The sequence below is a fragment of the Chitinophaga sancti genome (assembly GCF_034424315.1).
Taxonomy (GTDB): domain Bacteria; phylum Bacteroidota; class Bacteroidia; order Chitinophagales; family Chitinophagaceae; genus Chitinophaga; species Chitinophaga sancti.
The window spans coordinates 776,281-796,955 of record NZ_CP139972.1; the positions used below are offsets into that span (position 1 = coordinate 776,281).

At 47.2% G+C, this 20,675-nt stretch carries 15 protein-coding genes; 9 read left to right on the plus strand and 6 right to left on the minus strand.

Annotated features, from left to right (window positions below; all coding sequences use genetic code 11):
- Positions 1 to 86: 86 nt before the first annotated feature.
- The 3 genes from U0033_RS02835 (at position 87) to araA (ending at position 4,164) form a co-directional block, all read left to right on the plus strand.
- Positions 87 to 1,730, plus strand: a complete 1,644-nt coding sequence (locus tag U0033_RS02835) for a ribulokinase (RefSeq protein WP_072357832.1) — start codon at positions 87 to 89, stop codon at positions 1,728 to 1,730.
- A 162-nt stretch (positions 1,731 to 1,892) separates the two neighbouring features.
- A complete protein-coding gene (gene araD, locus U0033_RS02840; RefSeq protein WP_072357829.1) occupies positions 1,893 to 2,597 on the plus strand; it encodes an L-ribulose-5-phosphate 4-epimerase AraD in 705 nt (234 codons plus the stop codon).
- 61 nt (positions 2,598 to 2,658) lie between these two features.
- On the plus strand, positions 2,659 to 4,164 hold the full coding sequence (gene araA, locus U0033_RS02845; RefSeq protein ID WP_072357827.1) for an L-arabinose isomerase: 1,506 nt from the start codon (positions 2,659 to 2,661) through the stop codon (positions 4,162 to 4,164).
- 127 nt (positions 4,165 to 4,291) lie between these two features.
- Here the strand turns inward: araA and U0033_RS02850 are convergent, their stop codons facing one another.
- Positions 4,292 to 4,837, minus strand: a complete 546-nt coding sequence (locus U0033_RS02850; protein ID WP_072357825.1) for an RBBP9/YdeN family alpha/beta hydrolase — start codon at positions 4,835 to 4,837, stop codon at positions 4,292 to 4,294.
- 279 nt (positions 4,838 to 5,116) lie between these two features.
- The gene (gene queG / locus U0033_RS02855; protein WP_072357823.1) at positions 5,117 to 6,043 is read right to left on the minus strand and encodes a tRNA epoxyqueuosine(34) reductase QueG; all 927 of its coding nucleotides are present in this window, start codon (positions 6,041 to 6,043) and stop codon (positions 5,117 to 5,119) included.
- A gap of 99 nt (positions 6,044 to 6,142) precedes the next feature.
- On the opposite strand from queG, the gene U0033_RS02860 reads away from it, so the two are divergent.
- The 4 genes from U0033_RS02860 (at position 6,143) to U0033_RS02875 (ending at position 13,624) form a co-directional block, all read left to right on the plus strand.
- Positions 6,143 to 8,176, plus strand: coding sequence for a transglutaminase domain-containing protein (locus U0033_RS02860; protein ID WP_072357821.1), 2,034 nt, complete (start codon positions 6,143 to 6,145; stop codon positions 8,174 to 8,176).
- Between the two features lies 1 nt (position 8,177).
- Positions 8,178 to 10,085, plus strand: coding sequence for a DUF3857 domain-containing transglutaminase family protein (locus U0033_RS02865; RefSeq protein WP_072357818.1), 1,908 nt, complete (start codon positions 8,178 to 8,180; stop codon positions 10,083 to 10,085).
- A gap of 191 nt (positions 10,086 to 10,276) precedes the next feature.
- Positions 10,277 to 12,889, plus strand: a complete 2,613-nt coding sequence (gene clpB, locus U0033_RS02870) for an ATP-dependent chaperone ClpB (RefSeq protein ID WP_072357815.1) — start codon at positions 10,277 to 10,279, stop codon at positions 12,887 to 12,889.
- A gap of 255 nt (positions 12,890 to 13,144) precedes the next feature.
- Positions 13,145 to 13,624, plus strand: a complete 480-nt coding sequence (locus U0033_RS02875; RefSeq protein ID WP_072357812.1) for a nucleoside deaminase — start codon at positions 13,145 to 13,147, stop codon at positions 13,622 to 13,624.
- A 105-nt stretch (positions 13,625 to 13,729) separates the two neighbouring features.
- Here the strand turns inward: U0033_RS02875 and U0033_RS02880 are convergent, their stop codons facing one another.
- Positions 13,730 to 13,924: a hypothetical protein gene (locus U0033_RS02880; protein ID WP_072357809.1), complete on the minus strand. Its 195-nt coding sequence runs from the start codon at positions 13,922 to 13,924 to the stop codon at positions 13,730 to 13,732.
- Positions 13,925 to 14,197: 273 nt separating this feature from the next.
- On the opposite strand from U0033_RS02880, the gene U0033_RS02885 reads away from it, so the two are divergent.
- On the plus strand, positions 14,198 to 16,588 hold the full coding sequence (locus U0033_RS02885; RefSeq protein WP_072357806.1) for an ABC transporter permease: 2,391 nt from the start codon (positions 14,198 to 14,200) through the stop codon (positions 16,586 to 16,588).
- A gap of 96 nt (positions 16,589 to 16,684) precedes the next feature.
- Here the strand turns inward: U0033_RS02885 and U0033_RS02890 are convergent, their stop codons facing one another.
- From U0033_RS02890 to U0033_RS02900, 3 genes are all read right to left on the minus strand, one after another.
- A complete protein-coding gene (locus U0033_RS02890) occupies positions 16,685 to 18,976 on the minus strand; it encodes an ATP-binding protein (protein WP_143150639.1) in 2,292 nt (763 codons plus the stop codon).
- Positions 18,977 to 18,982: 6 nt separating this feature from the next.
- Positions 18,983 to 19,195 carry a hypothetical protein gene (locus U0033_RS02895; protein WP_072357800.1) on the minus strand — a complete coding sequence of 71 codons (213 nt, stop codon included), beginning with the start codon at positions 19,193 to 19,195 and terminating at the stop codon, positions 18,983 to 18,985.
- A 234-nt stretch (positions 19,196 to 19,429) separates the two neighbouring features.
- On the minus strand, positions 19,430 to 20,125 hold the full coding sequence (locus U0033_RS02900; RefSeq protein WP_072357797.1) for a LytR/AlgR family response regulator transcription factor: 696 nt from the start codon (positions 20,123 to 20,125) through the stop codon (positions 19,430 to 19,432).
- 129 nt (positions 20,126 to 20,254) lie between these two features.
- Between U0033_RS02900 and U0033_RS02905 the strand changes: the two genes are divergently transcribed.
- Complete coding sequence (locus U0033_RS02905) at positions 20,255 to 20,611, plus strand: hypothetical protein (protein WP_143150638.1); 357 nt, start codon at positions 20,255 to 20,257, stop codon at positions 20,609 to 20,611.
- Positions 20,612 to 20,675 lie beyond the last annotated feature (64 nt).

Here is a 20,675-nt window from a genome sequence, read left to right on the forward strand (position 1 = left end):
TGTCAAACTGACAATAAAGTAATTAATTATTTTTCAATTTAAAACAACTTTCCGCTGCCACCAGCTGTTGGAAAGGGCCGATCGTTATGGAACATTCATATGTTATAGGTGTCGACTTCGGCACCGACTCAGTCCGCTCCCTTGTTGTAGATACGCAGACCGGTCAGGAAGCCGGCAGTGCCGTGTATTTTTACCCCCGCTGGAAAAAAGGGCTTTATTGTGACCCCAGCATCCAGCAATACCGCCAGCACCCGAAAGACTACCTGGAAGGGCTGGAAAACAGTATCAAAGATGCCCTGAAACAATGTCCTGCCGGTACCGCCGCCAGGGTGAAAGGCATCGCCGTAGATACTACCGGTAGCACCCCAGGCCCTGTTGATGAACATGGTACTCCGCTGGCATTGTTGCCGGGTTTTGACGAAAATCCCAATGCCATGTTCGTGCTTTGGAAAGACCATACTGCCAATGCGGAAGCGGCCCTGATCAATGACATCGCCCATAGCAACGGCAAGGATTACACCGCTTACAGTGGTGGCATCTATAGCAGTGAATGGTTCTGGGCCAAGATCCTGCACGTGGTACAGGAAGATGCTGCCATCAAAGCTGCAGCTGCTGCCTGGGTAGAGCATTGCGACTGGATCCCGGCCCTGCTTACCGGCAATGACAGCATCCATACCTTGCTGCGCAGCCGTTGTGCAGCAGGACATAAAGCCATGTGGAATGCCAGCTGGAATGGTTTGCCGCCGAAGGACTTCCTGCATAAACTGAACCCAGTTCTTGATAAATACGACCAGATGTATACTGACACAGTGGATGCAACTGTGCCTGCAGGTACGATCAGTGAAGAATGGGCTGCCAAACTGGGCCTGCCTGCTGATGTAGTGATCGGTACCGGTGCCTTCGATGCTCATATGGGCGCGGTAGGTGGGGGTATTCGTCCTTACTCCCTCTGTAAGGTGATCGGTACCAGCACCTGCGATATCCTGATTGCGCCGCTGGAAGAAACCAGTGACAAACTGGTAAAAGGGATCTGCGGCCAGGTAGATGGATCTGTGGTGCCTGACATGCTTGGTTTGGAAGCAGGGCAATCTGCTTATGGCGACATCTTTGCATGGTTGCGTAAACTGGTGATGGGGCCTCTGTATGACCTGATGCCGGATGAGAAGGAAAAACTGGCTGAGGTGGAAGGAAAGCTGCTGGCATACCTGTCAAAACAGGCAGAACAATTACCCCTGCGGGATAATGATCCGATTGCGATGGACTGGTTCAATGGCCGTCGTACCCCGGATGCGAATCATACAGTGAAGAGTACCATTACAGGGTTACACCTGGGTACAGATGCGGTGCAGCTCTTTAAAACTTTGGTAGAGGCGGCTGCCTTTGGTGCCAAGGCAATTGCGGAACGCTTTGTAAATGAAGGTATTCCTATCCAGGAAGTGATTGCGCTGGGTGGCGTAGCCAAGAAATCCGGCTATGCGATGCAGGTACTGGCAGATGTGATGAACAGGCCTATCCGGATTGTAAACAGTGAGAATGCCTGTGCACTGGGTGCGGCCATGTTTGCTGCAGTGGTAGCAGGGGTGCATCCGGATATTGATGCGGCGCAGGCGGCCATGACCTCTGGTTTTGAAACAACCTGGTTCCCCAGGGAGCAGCATGTGCCTTACTATGCGAATCGTTATGAGAAATTTAAGGAGATAGGTGCGTTTACAGAGAAACTTTATAAGTAGCGGGTTTGTTCCTTTGGGTAGTTATATCCAAAGGGAAACAACAATGCCTGTTATTTATGAGGAGCGTCTTCCAGCGATCATTAGAAAGCGGTTCTCAAATTACGGGCAGCAACTTACGCACCATCCAACGGAAATAGAAGCGTTCACTGAAAAATTATACAAATGAGCCATCCATACAAGGAACTCCAGGAGCAGGCTTACCTCGCAAACATGCAGCTCCCTGCTTTAGGGCTGGTGCTCTTCACCTTTGGCAACGTTAGCGTAGCTGACCACAAAGCCGGGGTATTTGCCATCAAACCAAGCGGCGTGCCTTACGACCTGCTTTCGCCGGAGAAAATGGTGATTGTCGATTTCGATGCAAACAATGTCACGAACAACGGAAGACCATCGTCGGACACAAAAACCCATGCGGTCCTTTACAAGCACTGGGCACAGGTAGGCGGTATTGTACACACGCACTCCACCTATGCTACAGCCTGGGCACAGGCACAGCGGGATATTCCAATTTATGGCACCACCCATGCAGATCATCTGACCAGCGATGTGCCCTGCGCACCGCCTATGCATGATGATATGATCAAAGGGAATTATGAGCATGAAACAGGTTTCCAGATCATGAATTGTCTGAACGACAGGAAGCTGTCTTACGAAGAGATTGAAATGATCCTGGTAGGGAATCATGCGCCTTTCACCTGGGGGAAGACTGCTGATAAGGCGGTGTATAATGCAGCTGTGCTGGAAGAGGTGGCGAGAATGGCTTACCTCACGGAAACGATCCGCCCATCCTGCCCACGCCTGAAGGATTCGCTGATTAAAAAGCATTTTGAACGCAAACATGGTCCGGATTCTTATTACGGACAGCAATAGCAGGAGGTATTTTCTATCCTCCACCACAATAACACTTTATCACAAAAAAATTCAATAGCATATGATACAGTTGAAGCAACTTGAAGCCTGGTTCGTGACCGGTAGCCAGCACCTTTATGGAGAAGAAACCCTGCAGCAGGTAGCAGCCCATTCCCAGGCCATCGCTGCGGCGCTGGACGCTGATCCGAACATTCCCGTGAAGATCGTATTCAAGCCTACTGTAAAAACCCCCGAAGAAATTTATGCCATCTGCCAGGAAGCGAATGCGGCCAAAAACTGTATTGGTATCATCGCCTGGATGCATACATTCTCTCCTGCCAAAATGTGGATCAGGGGTCTGAAAACATTACAACGTCCTTTATTGCACCTCCATACCCAGTTCAACCGGGACATCCCATGGGGTGAAATCGATATGGACTTCATGAACCTGAACCAGTCCGCTCATGGTGACAGGGAGTTCGGTTTTATGATGTCACGCATGCGCATCGAGCGCAAAGTAGTATGTGGTCACTGGCAGGATCCTGAAGTGATTGGAGAACTGAATACCTGGCTCCGGGCTGCTGCGGGCTGGTTCGACTGGCAGGGTGCTAAATTTGCCCGTATTGGCGACAATATGCGCGAGGTAGCGGTAACTGAAGGCGACAAGGTAGAAGCGGAATTACAGTTCGGTTATTCAGTAAATGGTTACGGTATCGGGGATGTGGTGGCGTATGTGAACCAGGTTGCTGATGCGGCTGTTGACAAACTGGTAGCTGAATATGCGGAAGTATATAAACTGGGAGCCACCCTGGTGAAAGGTGCTGTGCAACATGCTTCCCTGCGTGATGCGGCCAGGATCGAACTGGGGCTGCGTGCATTCCTGGAAGAGGGTAATTTCAAAGGCTTCACCGATACGTTCCAGGATCTGCATGGCATGGTACAATTGCCAGGTATCGCAGTACAACGTTTGATGGCGGATGGTTATGGCTTTGGCGGTGAAGGTGACTGGAAGACTTCTGCACTGGTAAGAGCGGCAAAAGTAATGGGTGCTGGTCTGCCGGGTGGTAACTCCTTCATGGAAGATTATACTTATCATTTTGATCCATCTAACAGGCTGGTACTGGGTGCGCATATGCTGGAGATCTGTTCTTCTATTGCCGATGCGAAACCAAGTTGCGAGATCCATCCATTGGGTATTGGCGGCAAGGCAGATCCTGTAAGGCTGGTATTTAATGTAGATGCGGGGCCTGCAATCAATGCGTCATTGATTGACCTGGGTAACCGTTTCCGTTTGCTGGTGAATGAAGTGGAAGCAGTGAAGCCGGTGGCTGAGTTGCCTAAACTGCCGGTAGCAAGGGTGCTGTGGAAACCATTGCCGGATATGCGTACGGGTTGTGCGGCATGGATCCAGGCAGGCGGTGCACACCATACGGTGTATAGCCAGAACCTGGGTAGTGCGCATATGCAGGATTTTGCTGACATGGCGGGTATTGAGTATGTGAAGATTGGTAAGAATACGGATTTGTACCAGTTCAGGAATGAGCTGAGATGGAATGATGCGATCTACCTGTTGAAAGGGCAGAAATAATATTCATAAAGAAATTGGCATAACGCCATAGATGACGTGGAATAACAAAGGCTGGAATCTTCCAGCCTTTCATTCTTTTCAGGAGTATTTAACCGGTTAAGATTGCGTCTTCTTTTAAAGGGAAATATTAAAGTGTTTCCCAGTTCCTCACTAACTCTTCCACCAGGGTTTGTCCATTCTCCCATTCCCCTAAATTACTCTCCGCATTGATATGCCCGGCTTCTCCCAGGTTCACAAAGCGGCTGCCCCACGCATTAGCATAGGTCTTTTGCCGTTGCAGGCTCGCAAACTGATCATTTGTGCTTGACACCACAATACTTTTAAAAGGCAATGGTTGTAAAGGCGCAGGAGCGAAGCTCTTTGCTTCATTCGGGAAATCAGTCCGGTCTGCATCTGGCGGAGCTACCAGCAATGCCCCACGGATCTTCAGTTTCGTATGCTGTGCCCAGTGAGCAAGGGCGAGGCATCCCAGGGAGTGTGCTGCGATCACCACATCAGGTCCGGCTTTGGATACGGCATCTTCGATGTTTTTGATCCAGTCATTTAGTTCGGGTTGATCCCAGTTGTTCTGTTCTATTCTCTTAAAACCTGGCATGTTCTCCCAAATGGTTTGCCAGTGATGCGGGCCTGATCCGTTCAACCCCGGAGCAGTTAAAACCTGTACTTCTTCCATAATACAATAAGACTCTTTTTAGTAACCCCCGATAGTATGTGTTTGTTGGCTATTCGTACAATGTACGGAAAAGGGGGGATATAATAACGTTAAAATCATTTTGAAAGGCAAATGGTCTGCGGGTATTCTGCGGGTGGCCGGGAACTTAGAAGGGAAGTAGAATAATAATGTTAAAACGAAAGTATTAAAAGCCAGGAAATTCCTGCATGTAGCGCTTTTACAAGTTCAGCAAATTCAAGTTCATCTTATCCCGGCGAGGTTCGATTATGTCCTGTGCGATTACTTCTCCAGGAAATTTAGATTCCTCCTGATCCCGGCGAATTTCGATCGTTTCATGGGTGAATGTTTAAAGATCCTTTTGAACTCTTCCTCCGTCAACTCTTCCCAATCCTTCGAAGAGAAATTGAGGATTTCAGGTATCGGCGTAAATTCCAGGGTCTGGTTCGGTTGCGAGAACCTATTCCATGGACACACGTCCTGGCAGGTATCGCATCCAAACATCCAGTTATCAAACTGCCCCTGCATTTTCTCAGGGATCAATAGTTCCTTCAATTCTATTGTGTAATAAGAAATACAACGACTTCCATCCACCACCCCGGGTGCCACCAATGCCCCGGTAGGACAGGCATCCAGGCATTTGGTACAGGAGCCGCAATAATCTCCCACGGGATTATCATACACCAACGGGAGATCCGTAATTAAGGTGGCAATAAAAAAGAAGGATCCTTTTTGTTTGTGGATGAGGTTCCCGTTTTTGCCCAGCCAACCCAGCCCGCTTCGTTGTGCCCAGGCCCTTTCGAGTACGGGGGCCGAATCTACAAAGCCACGCCCGCTCACCTCGCCGATCGTCTCCTGCATCCTGGCCAGCAGGGTGTTCAGTTTGGCCTTGATCACCTCGTGGTAATCCTTACCGTAAGCGTATTTTGAAATCCTGGGTGCATCCGGTACCTGTTGTTCCGGGGGGTAATAATTCAGCAGGAGTGTAATCACCGATTGGGCATTGTCAACTAGTTTCCTGGGATCGATCCGCTTGTCAAAATGATTTTCCATGTACTTCATGGTTCCATGCATTCCCTTGTTCAGCCAGGTTTCCAGCCTCCTGGCATCGTCTTCCAGCTGCACGGCACGCGCTATCCCACAGTGATCAAAGCCCAAATCCGCTGCCTGTGCCTTTATGTAGGCTGTATGTGTTTCTACCGATTGCATGTTAGCCGCAAGTTAAATAAAAATGAATTTTATGGAAATTCTGCTTTTTAGGTATCTTTCCTTTTGTAAATTTAACCTATTACCTTTACTACCTAAAGTATGCGACCATACCAAGTCGGAGCGTTTACCCTCACCCTTATCATGGGTTGTCTATTGTCACTGAATACCTTTTCCCAGGACAAAATTAAGTTTGGAAAAGTTGATCCTAAAGATTTCAGCAAAACTGGTTTTGAGCAGGATACCGGTGCCCATGCGGTTATTATATCTGATGTCGGGGAAGTCACTTTCGAATCAGACCGGGCTGAGGGCATCGTTTTACAGTTCAAACGCCATACCCGCATTAAGATCGTGGACAAGAACGGCTACGATGCTGCCACCGTCAGGATCCACTATTACAAAGGGGAATCAGACGAAATAAAACTGAAGGACATCAAAGCAACTACCTATAACCTGGAAGGGGCCCAGGTGGTAGATACGAAGATGGACAGCAAAAGCATTTTCACAGATAAGATTGATAAAAAGGGCGATGTGGTGAAGAAATTCACCCTGCCTGCCGTGAAAGAAGGGAGTATCATTGAATACACATATACCATCATTTCCCCTTATAAAATGCACCTGCATTCCTGGCAGTTCCAGAGCACGGAGTACCCGACCTTGTACAGCAGGTATGAGGCAACGGTACCAGAGTTCTACGAGTACATCTTCCTGCGATCCGGTTATGTGCCGGTGAAGGAAAAAAAGACACAGGGGAGTCAGTCCTTTACTATCTCTTATGAAGAGGAGAATTCTTATGGTACCAAAACCGGTCATACGCAGTTTTACAACATCACTTCCAATACCAATATATATAAATGGGAAGCGGAAAATACACCTGCGCTGCGGGAGGAAGACTTCACCACCAGTATCTGGAACCACGTGTCTATGATCCAGTTCCAGTTATCTGCTTACAGGTATCCTAACCAGCCGGTAAAACCGGTATTAGGTACCTGGGGAAGCCTGGCGGAAGAATTGAACAAGTCTGAATCATTTGGAGAGAGCCTGGGTAAAAACAATCCTTACCTGGGTGACAAGGTAGATGAACTGACCAAAGGGATCAAGGATGATACGGCAAAGGCGCGCCGCATATACAATTATGTAAGAAGTAATTTTACCTGTACCAGTCATGATGACCTGTACCTGTCTAAATCACTGAAATCTGTTTTCTCTTCTCATAACGGGAATGATGCGGATATTAACCTGCTGCTGGTGGCGATGCTGCGGAGGGCTGGCCTGACTGCACACCCGGTGATCCTGAGCACCCGTGAAAATGGGGTGACTTACGAACTGTACCCGCTGGTGAGCCGCTTTAATTATACCGTTGCAGCACTGAACACTGATTCTTCCTGGTACTTCCTGGATGCCTCCGAACCTTACCTGGGTTTTGGCCGCCTGGATTATTCTGCATATAACGGGCATGCAAGGATCCTGTCTCCGGATGTGGTTCCGATTGACATGGATCCAAATACCCTGCTGCAGGCCAAGAGTACTTATGTGATGCTGATGGGGGATAGTGGTAAGATCAAGGGCTCTTTTTCCCAGAAGCCAACTTATTACGAATCCTGCAAAATGAGAGCGGATATTGTAAAGAATGGCAAGGATGCCTTCTTTAAACCATTGACGAAAGGCTTCTCTATGGAAACCACGCTTTCCAACGGGGAAATCAGTGATATGGATGATTACGAACTGCCATTGCAGGTGAAGTATGACTTTGAAATGACGCCGGACGATGCAGGGATGCTGTACATCAACCCGATGTTATCCGAAGCCTATAAAAGCAACCCGTTCAAGTCGCTGGAGCGTCGTTACCCTGTGGAAATGCCTTACCTGATGGACGAAATTTATACCATGAACCTGATTGTTCCCGAAGGCTATACAGTGGAAGAACTGCCTAAATCATCCATGGTAAAACTGAATGAAGAAGAAGGCATGTTCCAGTACCTGATTCAGCAAAGTGATAATACTATCCAGTTCCGTTGCCGGGTGAAGCTGAACAAGGCCGTGTTCCCATCAGAAGACTATGCGACCCTTCGCGACTTCTTTGATATGATCGTGAAAAAACAATCCGAACAAATTGTACTGAAAAAGAAAGCATAACATGTTCTATAAATCCTTTGGACTGGCCCTTTTACTCTTTGGACACCTGATGCCTTCGCAGGCAAAGGACCCGGAGTACCCGGCCATAACCATACCTGCTAACCTGAAAGAAAAAGCACATGCCGTAAAGCGCCTGGAAGAGCTGAGCGTGAAACTCGTCAATCCCGGGGAGGTACGGGTAACCCGGCATTATGTCATCACTGTGCTGGATGCTAAGGGCGATAAGTATGCCAGCATTCACGAATACTACAACAAGCTGAGAGATGTACGCACTATCAAAGGCCGACTGATTGATCAGCTGGGATTTGAGGTGTCTAAGATGAAGCAGAGCGATGTTTCTGATGTGAGTGGGGTCGGTGACCAGGCATTGATGTCAGATACACGGTATAAACTCTATAGTTTTAATTACAAAGTATATCCGTATACGGTAGATATTGAAACAGAGGTGCGGTATAACCATGCGTTTTACCTGCCGGACTGGATGCCCCAGGAAGATGAAAACTACGCGGTGGAACAATCTAAACTGGTGGTGACGGTACCTGCTGATTATACGCTCCGCTATAAGGCATTCCGGTATACAGGTGAGCCGGTGCAGGCAACAGAAAAGGATAGCCATACTTATACCTGGGAAGTGAAGGGGATGACAGCCATGCCGGAAGAGGATTATGTGGCGGAAGATTATGACAGAACGACAACGGTGATGCTGGCACCTTCCAGTTTTGAGATGCAGGATTATAAGGGTACTATGAATAGCTGGGAAGAGATGGGGCACTTTATTTATACCCTTAACCAGGGGCGTGACCTGCTGCCGGACAATATTAAAAAGACCGTGCATGAGCTGACTGATGGTAAGTCTGAAAAAGAAAAAATAGAGATCCTTTACCGCTATTTACAGCAACACACCCGTTATATCCTCATCACGCTGGGTATTGGGGGGTTGCAGACCTTTGATGCCAATTCTGTGGCGACTAAGGGGTATGGCGATTGTAAGGCACTGTCTAATTATATGGTAGCGCTGCTGAAGGAAGCCGGTGTACAGGCCAACTACGTGCTGGTGCAGGCGGGAGATACGAATACGCAGCTGGTAGAAGATTTTCCCAGTACGCAGTTCAACCACATGATTGCCTGCGTACCTGGTAAAAAGGATACGACCTGGCTGGAATGTACGAGCAATACCTTACCGGTGGGATACCTGAGCAGTTTTACGGCAGGCAGACCTGTACTGGTAGTCGCTGATAAAGGAAGTGCACTGGTACGTACCCCTACTTATGGGATGGATCAGAATCAGCGGCTGCGCCGTATTGCAGCAACGGTGTCAGAGACGGGCGATATGCAGGTGAAAATCAATACGCATTCTACTGCTTTGCAACAGGATTATGCGCAGGAGATGATCCATTCATTATCACACGACAAAATATTGGAGAAGCTGCGCAATGATCATTTATTGCCCAGTTATGATGTCAATAAATATGAGGCGAAGGAAATAAATGGAGCAGTACCTGCTGTTGACGAGGAAATGGAAATCAACGCGCATAGTTATGCAACGGTGAGTGGCAAACGCATGTTCCTGGAACCGAACCTGCTGAGTAAGGTCAGTTCCAAACTGGAAAGTGCAGAAGTGCGTATGTCGCCTGTCAATATTTATTCTCCATTTATAAAGGTGGATACGGTGGTGATCACTATTCCTGCGGGGTATACGCCTGAATCAGTACCGCAGCCTGTGACTGTGAAGAGTAACTTTGGTGAATATACGTCTGGCATTACAGTGAAAGATAACCAGATCGTGTTTACAAGGCGTTATTGTAATAAGGCGGGTATTTTCCCGGCCAGTGAGTGGGTAAACTTTGCGGCGTTTAACAATGCGGTTTACAAGGCGGATAGAGCGAGGGTGGTGCTGGTGAAACAATAAGATCAGGATATAACATATGGCGGGAGTGGTGCTATGAGCCTATATTCCTGTAAATATTGCAGTCGGGTGCCCGGAAAGCTGTTAAAAAAGCAGTTCCGGGCATTTTTTTATGCCAAAATATCGCATTCCGACACTTGGAGCAGAGTTTGATATATGTTTCGTACAAATATTAAAAAGGAAATTATAACGATATGAATCTTAACAACTTCACCATTAAATCGCAGGAAATACTGCAAAAGGCCCAGCAGCTGGCTTTCAATCACCAGCAGCAGGCCATCGAAACAGGGCACTTGCTGAAGGCATTGCTTAATGATGAGGAGAGTGCAATTGAATACCTGCTGAAAAAGAACGATGTCAACACAAATTTTCTGGCTGCCAGGATAGACGACCAGATCAATAAATATGCGAAAGCAAGCGGTGAGGCCGGACAGGTACTGAGCCGTGATGCGAATAATGCCATGCTGAGAGCTGGTAGCAGCATCAAAGAATTTAAGGACGAGTTTGTAAGTGTGGAGCACCTGTTGCTCGGACTGCTGGGTGGCAGTGATGATACGGCCAAACTGCTGAAAGATGCAGGATTGACAGAGAAGGGTTTGAAAGCGGCGATCTTGGAACTGAGAAAAGGTAGTACGGTGAACTCCCAGACGGGGGGGAACCAGTACAATTCTTTGCAGAAATACGCGAAGAACCTGAATGAACTGGCGCAGGCCGGGAAACTGGACCCTGTGATTGGTCGTGATGAGGAGATCAGGCGTACGCTGCACATCCTGTCAAGAAGGTCCAAGAACAACCCTATCCTGGTGGGTGAACCGGGTGTAGGTAAAACTGCGATCGTAGAGGGGCTGGCACACCGTATTATAAACGGAGATGTGCCTGATAACCTGAAATCAAAGATCATTTATGCGCTGGATATGGGTAGCCTGATGGCAGGTGCCAAATACCGCGGTGAATTTGAAGAAAGGCTGAAAGCGGTGATCAAGGAAGTGACGGAGAGTGACGGACAGCTGATCCTCTTTATCGATGAGATCCATACCCTGGTAGGTGCCGGTGCGATGGAAGGCGCGATGGACGCGGCGAACATCCTGAAACCAGCGTTGGCCCGTGGCGAATTGCGTGCAATTGGTGCGACCACCCTGAATGAATACCAGAAATATTTTGAGAAAGATAAAGCCCTGGAACGTCGTTTCCAGAAAGTAATGGTCGATGAGCCGGATGTGGAAGATGCGATCTCTATCCTCCGTGGTTTGAAAGAGCGTTACGAAAGCCATCACCATGTATTGATCAGGGATGAGGCGATCATAGCTGCCGTAGAATTGTCTCACAGGTACATTACAGACCGTTTCCTGCCTGATAAGGCAATTGACCTGATCGACGAGAGTGCGGCGAAATTAAGGCTGGAAATGAACTCTATGCCTGAAGAGCTGGATGAACTGGAAAGAAGGATCCGCCAGCTGGAAATTGAAAGGGAAGCGATCAAGCGGGAGAATGATGAAGACAAGCTGCGTGAACTGAATGGTGAAATTGCCAGGTTGGGAGAGCAGAGAAGTACTTTCAAGGCGAAATGGCAGGAAGAAAAAGAGATAGTAGACAAGCTGCAGAATGCGAAGGCAGAGATTGAAAACCTGAAGCAGGAAGCGGAGCAGGCGGAAAGGAACGGGGAATATGGCCGTGTGGCAGAGATCCGCTATGGTAAGGTGAAGGAGCAGGAAGAGCTGATAGCGAAATATACAGAAGAACTGAATAGCATGTCTACGGACAACAAGCGCCTGCTGAAGGAAGAAGTGGATGCGGAAGACATTGCGGAGAATGTGGCGAAAGCGACTGGTATTCCGGTACACAGGATGATGCAGAGTGAAAGGGATAAGTTGCTGAAACTGGAAGATGAGCTGCACAAGCGTGTGGTAGGACAGGAAGAAGCGATCATCGCGGTATCTGATGCGATCCGTCGTAGCCGGGCCGGTTTGCAGGATCCTAAAAAGCCGATCGGTTCCTTTATTTTCCTGGGTACAACCGGGGTCGGTAAGACGGAGTTGGCTAAGGCACTGGCAGAATACCTGTTCGACGATGATAACATGATGACCCGTATTGATATGAGTGAATACCAGGAAAAGCATGCGGTCAGCAGGCTGGTAGGAGCGCCTCCGGGATATGTGGGATATGATGAGGGAGGTCAGTTGACCGAAGCGGTGAGACGTAAGCCATATTCCGTAGTATTGCTGGATGAAATAGAGAAAGCGCACCCGGATGTATTCAATATCCTGCTGCAGGTGCTGGATGATGGGCGACTGACTGACAATAAGGGTCGTGTGGTGAACTTTAAGAACACCATCATCATTATGACGAGCAATATGGGTAGTAATATTATCCAGGAGAATTTTGAGAAGATAGATGAGCGGAACAGGGAAGCTGTGGTAGAAAGTACGAAGGCGGAAGTGATGAATTTGCTGAAGCAAACGATTCGGCCGGAGTTCTTAAACCGTGTGGATGAGGTGATTATGTTCCAGCCATTGTTGAGGAATGAAATTAAGGGAATAATTAACATACAGTTACAGCAGTTGAAGGACATGGTGGCACAGAATGGCATGATATTGGAATTCTCTGATTATGCATTGGAGTATCTGGCGGTGCAGGGTTATGACCCGACGTTTGGTGCCAGGCCGTTGAAGAGATTGATTCAGAAGGAGATCATCAATTTGCTGAGTAAGAAGATACTGGCTGGTGATATTGATAAGAGTAAGCCGGTGCTGGTGGATGTGTTTGATGGGGTAGTGGTGATCAGGAATAAGAATGGTGTGACGGCTTAAAGATTTAAAAGCATTTATTCAAATACGACGATATACAGTTACGAATACCCGGGTAAGTCTTTGCCCGGGTTTTTTGTGTGAGGGGCCCATTGGGATGAAGGCGTTTTTTTGTGAAGGGGTTCATTTTGCGAAGGCGTTTTTTTGTGCTTTTTATCTTGGTGAAAAAGTGCGGATTTAAATTCGGGCTTCAGGTGTGGGCTGTCTGGCCTAAAATTTTGATGGGTTATTTTTATTAAATTTGAGAAAAATGATATTATGATAGGAGAAAGGGAAAGACACTTCATGTCCATTGCAGTTAACCTGAGTCGCGAAGGAATGGAGCATGGTGACGGCGGGCCTTTCGGGGCGATTGTAGTACGTGGGGATGAGATAGTGGGACGTGGGTGGAACAAGGTACTTTGTACGAATGATCCGACGGCGCATGCGGAAGTATCAGCAATACGTGATGCTTGTCAGCGGCTGGGAACATTTCAGTTGCATGATTGTGAAATATATACTTCCTGTGAGCCTTGCCCTATGTGCCTGGGAGCAATTTACTGGGCGCGGCCGCAAAGAGTGTATTTTGCTAATACCAAGGAAGATGCGGCGAATATTGATTTTGATGATTCTTTTATTTATAATGAAATAGGGATCGCTCATGAAGATAAGCGGATACCGTTTATTCCTTTCCCTACGGATGAAGCGCTGAAGGTGTTTCAGGACTGGCAGGCGAAGGGGGATAAGACATTGTATTAAGTGAATGTTATGAATGACATGATGCGACTTCAATGATATGCCTTTAAAAAACGAAAGACTGACCATGTGGCCAGTCTTCCGAAAGACTTTGTGTCGTAGCTTAGATTATGCACCTTTTTTAGGAGTTGCAGGAGCAGCAGCTGGTTTGTGAGCTTTGTGAGCTTTAGTAGTATCAGCAGCTGGTTTTTCAGTTTTTGCTTTCTTTTCTTTAGCTGGTTTTGCAGCTGGAGTCTGTGCAAAAGTTACAGCGCTAACACTCATTGCTACTGCGGCTACAATAAGACTTTTCTTGATGTTCATGATCTTTGTTTTTAAATAATTTTGAATTGTTTGTTTGTAGTTTCTGACGTAAAATTACAGCCGAACAGGTGCCTGAGCGGGTCGGTTTCGGTGAATGAGGTCGAAGTGTCGTTGAAAAAGGAAAATCGGGTGGTAACATGTTCATATTGTTACAACAGGTGTCCGATGGCGAACACTTTTCCTGCAAAGAATGTGAGCAATGTTTTGTATATCAGTAGCTTGTGATTTTGGCTTAGTTCGTGCAGCTAATCATATGTCTTTTTCCACCTAGCTATGATTACAAATTCCATTAAAGTTGCGTGGCGCAACCTGTTTCACAACAGGCTATTCAGCGTTCTGAATATTTTCGGTCTGGCCATGGGCCTTACGATTGCTATTCTTCTCTCCCTTTACATTATCCAGGAGCGTTCTTTTGACGCTGTTCCCCAGCAGGAACGTATTTTCCGATACCTGTCGCATGTGACATTTGATGGTACTAAGAGTACCTGGTCCGGTGTGCCTAACCGGGTAGGCCCTACTGTGCAGGAGCATATTCCAGAGGTAGAATTATCGGCCCGCACGGTGCTCAACGATTTCGGTGAAAATGCGAACTTCAGTATAGGAGACAATACATTTATTGAAGACAGGATGTATTGGGCGGATCCTGATATCACCCGGATTTTTGACCTCCACTTTATATATGGCGACGGCGTGACCGCCCTGAAAGAACCTAATTCCATTATTATCTCTGCGTCAAAGGCCAGGCAGTACTTTGGAAAGGACAATCCATTGAACAAAACGATCCTGTACAATCGCAGGCAGGCCTTAAAGGTGACCGGTGTATATGAAGACCTGCCGGCAAACAGTACTTTTGATGCCACGGTAATTGGTACTTTCAGTGCATCTAATTTTATGAACCTCACCTGGGATAATAACAGTTTTGAAACCTGGATCCGGCTCAGCAATGCCAGTGCCCGAAAAAAGGTGGAGGAGTTCTTGCCGAAAATGATCTACGATTATGTAAGCAAGGAAGGCACCTATTATACCCTGTCATTACAGCCCTTGAAGGAGGTCCATTTTAACAGCGATGTAGAGAACACATACAGTAAGCGATTGGGAGATCCGAACCAGCTCCGTCAGTTGATCTACCTGGCACTTGCCTTGCTGCTGATGGCAGCCATTAATTACATGAACCTGGCTACAGCCCGTGCGCAGCAACGCAGCAAAGAAGTAGGCATCCGCAAGACACTGGGCGTGAGCCGGAAAGGGCTGATCGCTAAGTTCTATGCAGAAACAGCTGTGCTGACCTTTATCGCTATTATTTGCGGGTTGATACTGGCTATTCTTGCCGTTCCATTATTCAATGCGCTGTCCGGGAAGACATTGATGTATACTACTTTAATGCACCCCGTATTTTTGGTGGGTATACCGGTGTTGTGGCTAACTGTTACCCTGATAGCTGGATTGTATCCCGCCCTGGTCCTCTCTTCCTATTCCCCGATTGAAGCCCTGAGAAAGCAGCGCATTCCCCGTTCTGCGCCGGTTATTTTCCGGCATGCGCTGGTCGTGTTGCAGTTCAGTGCCAGCATCATTCTTATTGTAGGGGTGATCGTGATGAATGTACAGATGAAATTTATCAGCCAGCGTAAACTGGGGTATAACCCGGAGAATGTAATGGCGATCCGGATGAATTCTATTAAGAATAATGATGAATTTGATGCGTTGAAAAATAAAATGAGTGCGGTGAATGCTACGCTGTCATTCGCTGTGGCACAGGCTTTTCCCGGGAAGGGTGAAAATACCCGTACACTGCATAAGACCGCTGAGGATAAACAGGGTGCGATGGTCTCCTGCAATTATATACAGGGAGATATTACAGGTGTATTACAGTTAAAACTATTGGCCGGCAGGATGATAAAAGATCATCAGCGTGGGGATACCACATCGAATGGTGATGGGAAATGGGAGGTGGTATTAAACAAGGCGGCTTTGGATTACCTGGGGCTTAGTCCACAGGATGCCATTGGCAGAAATGTGATGGCGGAGATTGGCAATAATACGACGATAGTAGGGGTGGTAGATAATTTCAACTTTTCTTCCCTGCATTCCCCGGTTGCACCTTATTATTTCTCGAACTCATGGGCCGGGCTGCGATATATATTGGTACGTTTCAAAACGGGTAACCTGAGAGAGACGGTGCAGCAGTATGAGAAGGCGTATAAGGAAGTGATGCCGGAGGGCGCGTTTGATTATACGTTCCTGGATAGTCATTTAAAAACGTTGTACCAGGCAGATGAGCAGATGGCGAAAATGCTGACGGCATTTTCCCTGCTGGCGATATTGGTAGGCTGCCTGGGCTTGTTTGGACTTACGACCTTTACGGCAGAGAAGCGGACCAAGGAAATTGGCGTACGGAAAGTATTGGGGGCTACTGTGCCTTCGCTGGTAAGGTTGCTTTGTACGGAGTTGGTCAGGTTGGTGTTGATTGCTTTTGTTATTGCCTGTCCGCTGGCGTATTGGGGTTTTGGGAAGTGGTTGCAGAATTTTGCTTACCGGATAGATCTGCAGTGGTGGATGTTTGGGTTGGGGGGATTAATGGCTTTTGTCATAGCGTTGTTGACGGTATCTACACAGGCGATCAGGGCGGCGATTGTTAACCCGGTTCATTCGCTGAGGAACGAGTAATGGTGGGTAAGAACTATATTATTCCCGTTCATTCACTAAGAAATGAATCGTGAGTTTGTATAGGCGAAAAATAAATATTTATTTAGATTTTTAAATTTATAGCAAAATGGCCATGGTTTCTTCCATGGCTTTTAAACTTAGTTCCCGCAGGGTAGCAAACTTTTCTGCTATCAGCGTGGGCTGGTATTGACCGGCTTCCAGTGATTCCAGTGGTTCCAGGATTGGATATAAAATGCCATCCAGCCCGATAAAGGAAATGGTGGTTTTTAAATTATGTGCTGTACTTCTGATGGCCGCAATATCTTCTGCCTGGATCGCTTTTTTCAGGGCACCCAGGTCTTCCGGCAATTGTGTAACGAATTGTTGCAGCATAGCATGCTCAAATTCGGTGTCTCCCTTGCTCAGCGTCTTTAGATACTGTAACTGCACCAAGGGCCCCTCATGCGGCTGAAAATGGCCGTTCCCGGTATTTGTATGCATATGCGTATCAGGAGGGCTGATCTTCCCGGTGAAGATCTCTATCAGTCTGAATAATTCCTCTTGCCGGATAGGTTTTGACAAATATTCATTCATCCCTGCCTGCAGGCATTTTTCCCTTTCACCTGCCATGGCATGCGCGGTCATAGCAATAATGGGGATATTGGAATGTAGTTCCTGTCTTATTTTGCGGGAGGCGGTATAGCCATCCATTTCAGGCATTTGGATATCCATCAGCACCATATCATAATGGCTTTTGCTGAGGGCATTGAGTACATCCTGCCCGTTTGTGACCAGCTGATAATGCAGTTGACGGCTGCCCAGCAAATGTTTGAGCAGGTCCTGGTTCATCTTATTATCTTCAGCTACCAGCAGTTTTACATCTGAATGAAGGGAGAAATTGTCATTTTTAGGTTCACCGTTTTCAGGTAATAGTTCTCCCAGGGCATAGGGCAGTTCTACCATAAAGGTGCTGCCTTTGCCGGGCTCACTTTCTACAGTAAGTGCACCGTGTTGCAATTCTACCAGTTGTTTGACGATGGTAAGTCCTAAGCCGGTACCGCCGTATTTACGGGTTGTATCGGCTTCTGCCTGGTTAAAGCGGTCAAAGATGGCGGGCAGTTTATTATGTGCAATGCCAATACCGGTGTCACTTACTGCAAACAGGATACGTACTGTTTGTTCATGTTCGCCCAGCTTATTGATCCTGATATTGACCTGCCCCTGGTTGGTGAATTTGATGGCGTTGTTGGTAAGGTTTACCAGTACCTGGGTAAGGCGTACAACGTCGCCATAGAGAATGTCTGGTACATTATCTTCAATGGCTACGGTGAAGACCAATTTCTTCTCTTCGGCTTTGAGGCGGAACATGGTCTGCACAGCATGGAGTACACCACGGATACTGAAGGAGACTGGTTCCAGGCGCATCATGCCGGATTCTATTTTAGAAATATCGAGAATATCGTTGATGATTTCCAACAGGTTTTCGCCGGCATTTTCGATGGCGGCGACATATTCCCTGGCTTTTTCATTCAGGGGTTGTTGTTGGAGCAGGTGGGTAAACCCGAGGACCGAGTTCATCGGCGTTCGGATTTCATGACTCATATTGGCGAGGAACTGGTCTTTGATGGCAGCCAGTTTTTTTTCCTGCTGTTGCGACTTGGCCAGGGCATCGATGAGTTGTTCCTGTTTATGGATCCGTGTGGTGATATATAAGAAAGCGAGCAGGCTGCTGGCGCAGGCAAAGATCATCATGATCGATCCCCAGTTCTGCGCGCGCTGTCCGCTGGTATCAATTAATCTTACGGTACGGTTTACTTCTGTCTGCCGGGTACTGTCCAGCTGACGCAGGATAACGGTGATGGCATCGCCCAGGCGTTTTCCTTTCTGTGCATTGATAAGCCGTTCAGCAGACCATTTGCCATGGGTATAAAATGAGTCCAGTACGGCAACGTTAAAATGATTCTTTTCTTCTACCAGGTAGTTAAGCTGTGTGAGCAGTTTTTCTGTACTATCGCTCATGACGAGCTTATTAATTTCGTTGAGGTCAGCTTTTATAAGGGCTACGTCGGCTTCTATGCCGGTGATATTAAGTGTGTCCTGGGAGATAACGGTACCTCTTACTTTACTATCGGTTTTGGCTATACTGGTCTGGAGTTTTTGCAGCTCGTTTTTTACGTTCAGTTCAGTCAGCAGCTGTTCATTCCCTGCGACCAGCTTGCGGATGTTCTGCGAGGAATTGAACTGGAGTACTATAAACAGGATCATCCCTGAAATAAACACGCCGAGTAAATAGTATTTCAGATGTTTAGGCTGCATATATCGTTGATGATACAAGTTACAATTTTTCTTCACAAACGATCGCTTCTGCCCCAGGGCAGAAGCGATCGTTTTGTAAAGATGTCCAATCAAAAAAGACTATTTGGTAGCAGGAGCTGGTGTAGCTGCTGTACCTGCTGCTTTTTTGTGGTGATGTTTCTTGTGGCCTTTGTGTGCTTTCTTTTCAGTAGCAGGTTTTGCAGCCTGTTCTGTAGCTTTTGGAGTTTGTGCAGTTTTTACTGTTTTGTTTGCAAAAGTAGCGGTACCTACCATCAGCATGGCAGCGGCCATCAGCATTGTTATCTTCTTCATGACAGATGTTTTTAGTATTTGTGATCAATTTGTTTGATGACCTAAAGGTACATTGTTGATCCTCATGTGTCTTTCCGATTTGGGTTAACAGGCATTTGCGGTCGGTAAAAAAGGAAAAAGTATCGTTGGGGATTTTGGGAGGGGGATTTATGTGGGAAGGGAAGGGGCTGTTATTGAGTGCTGGCGGGTATTTGGATGTCCGTCCGGCTGGTGAAGCCGGACGGCACGCTATGTTTATAAAAGATTCAATTTGCTATTTAATGCAGACCGGTAGGCATCTGCCACAGGTATTGCATTCTTATGAATGATGATGGTACCATCTTCAATCGATTCTATTTTATCCAGGCCTACGATGTAAGACCGGTGTACGCGCATAAATCTGCCGGCAGGCAATTTCTCTTCCACGGCTTTGAGTGTGGAATGAATGGCATGGAATTTCTGGGTAGTATGCAGTTTTACATAATCACCCATCGCTTCCAGGTAAAGGATCTCATCTATGCGGATTCTTTTGAGCACCCCGCTATCCCGGATAAAGACGAATTCACTGTCGGTGCTCTGCACTTCCTGTACGGTACTTTCACAGATCTCCCTGGCTTTGTCAATTGCCTGGATGAAGCGCGCGGGGCTCACCGGTTTAATCAGGTAGTCTGCTACGTTCAGTTCAAATGCTTCTACGGCATAATCTTTTTTGACAGTGGTAAAGATAATAACGGGCCCTTTTTTCCCAAGGTTTCGGGTCAGTTCCAGTCCACTCATACCTGGCATTTCGATGTCAAGCAGGAGCAGGTCTACTTTTTCTTTTTGCAGTACATTATAGGCTTCGAGCGCACTCGCACATTCGCCCAGTACATGCAGTTGTTCAACGTGGCTGGCCAATTGTTTCATTGCTGTGCGGGCCAGCTTATTGTCGTCTACAATAAGGCAATTCATGGGGCAAATATAAGGGCTTTCCAGCCTCCGGCCGTGTATCAGTGATATTATAATTTGCTTAAAACCTGCTGGAAGGGTAAAAAAGTTAAAATGTAATAAATATCTTGCATGTTCTAAATCAGGTCTCAATTGAAACAGCTGCAAAGGCTCATCCTTATATTTTCATGCATATTCCTGCCGTTCGTTTTCGGGGGAGTGGCCGGGGAAAATGCTTCCCCAAAGGGTGAACTGCAGTTACTCAATTATAAGGCGCCCCTGTATGATCACGCTTATTGTGGTAACCTGCATTTCAGGGCTACAGCTATTCATAAATTCAATTTACGTAACCGCGGGCTCGTTGATTACGATGAATATTTCCTGACTATCTCCAGTATCAGGATTAAGCCGCTGTTTGTATACATTCATCCCCAATACAGAGGGTATACTGAATCTATCATCAGTGTATCTAACTCGCTGAGCGACTGGCGAGGGCCTCCAGTGGCGTAATTCCCTTATAACTCAATTTCTGTAATTACTTATTTACGCGCGCTTTCAGCGCATTAACATTTCG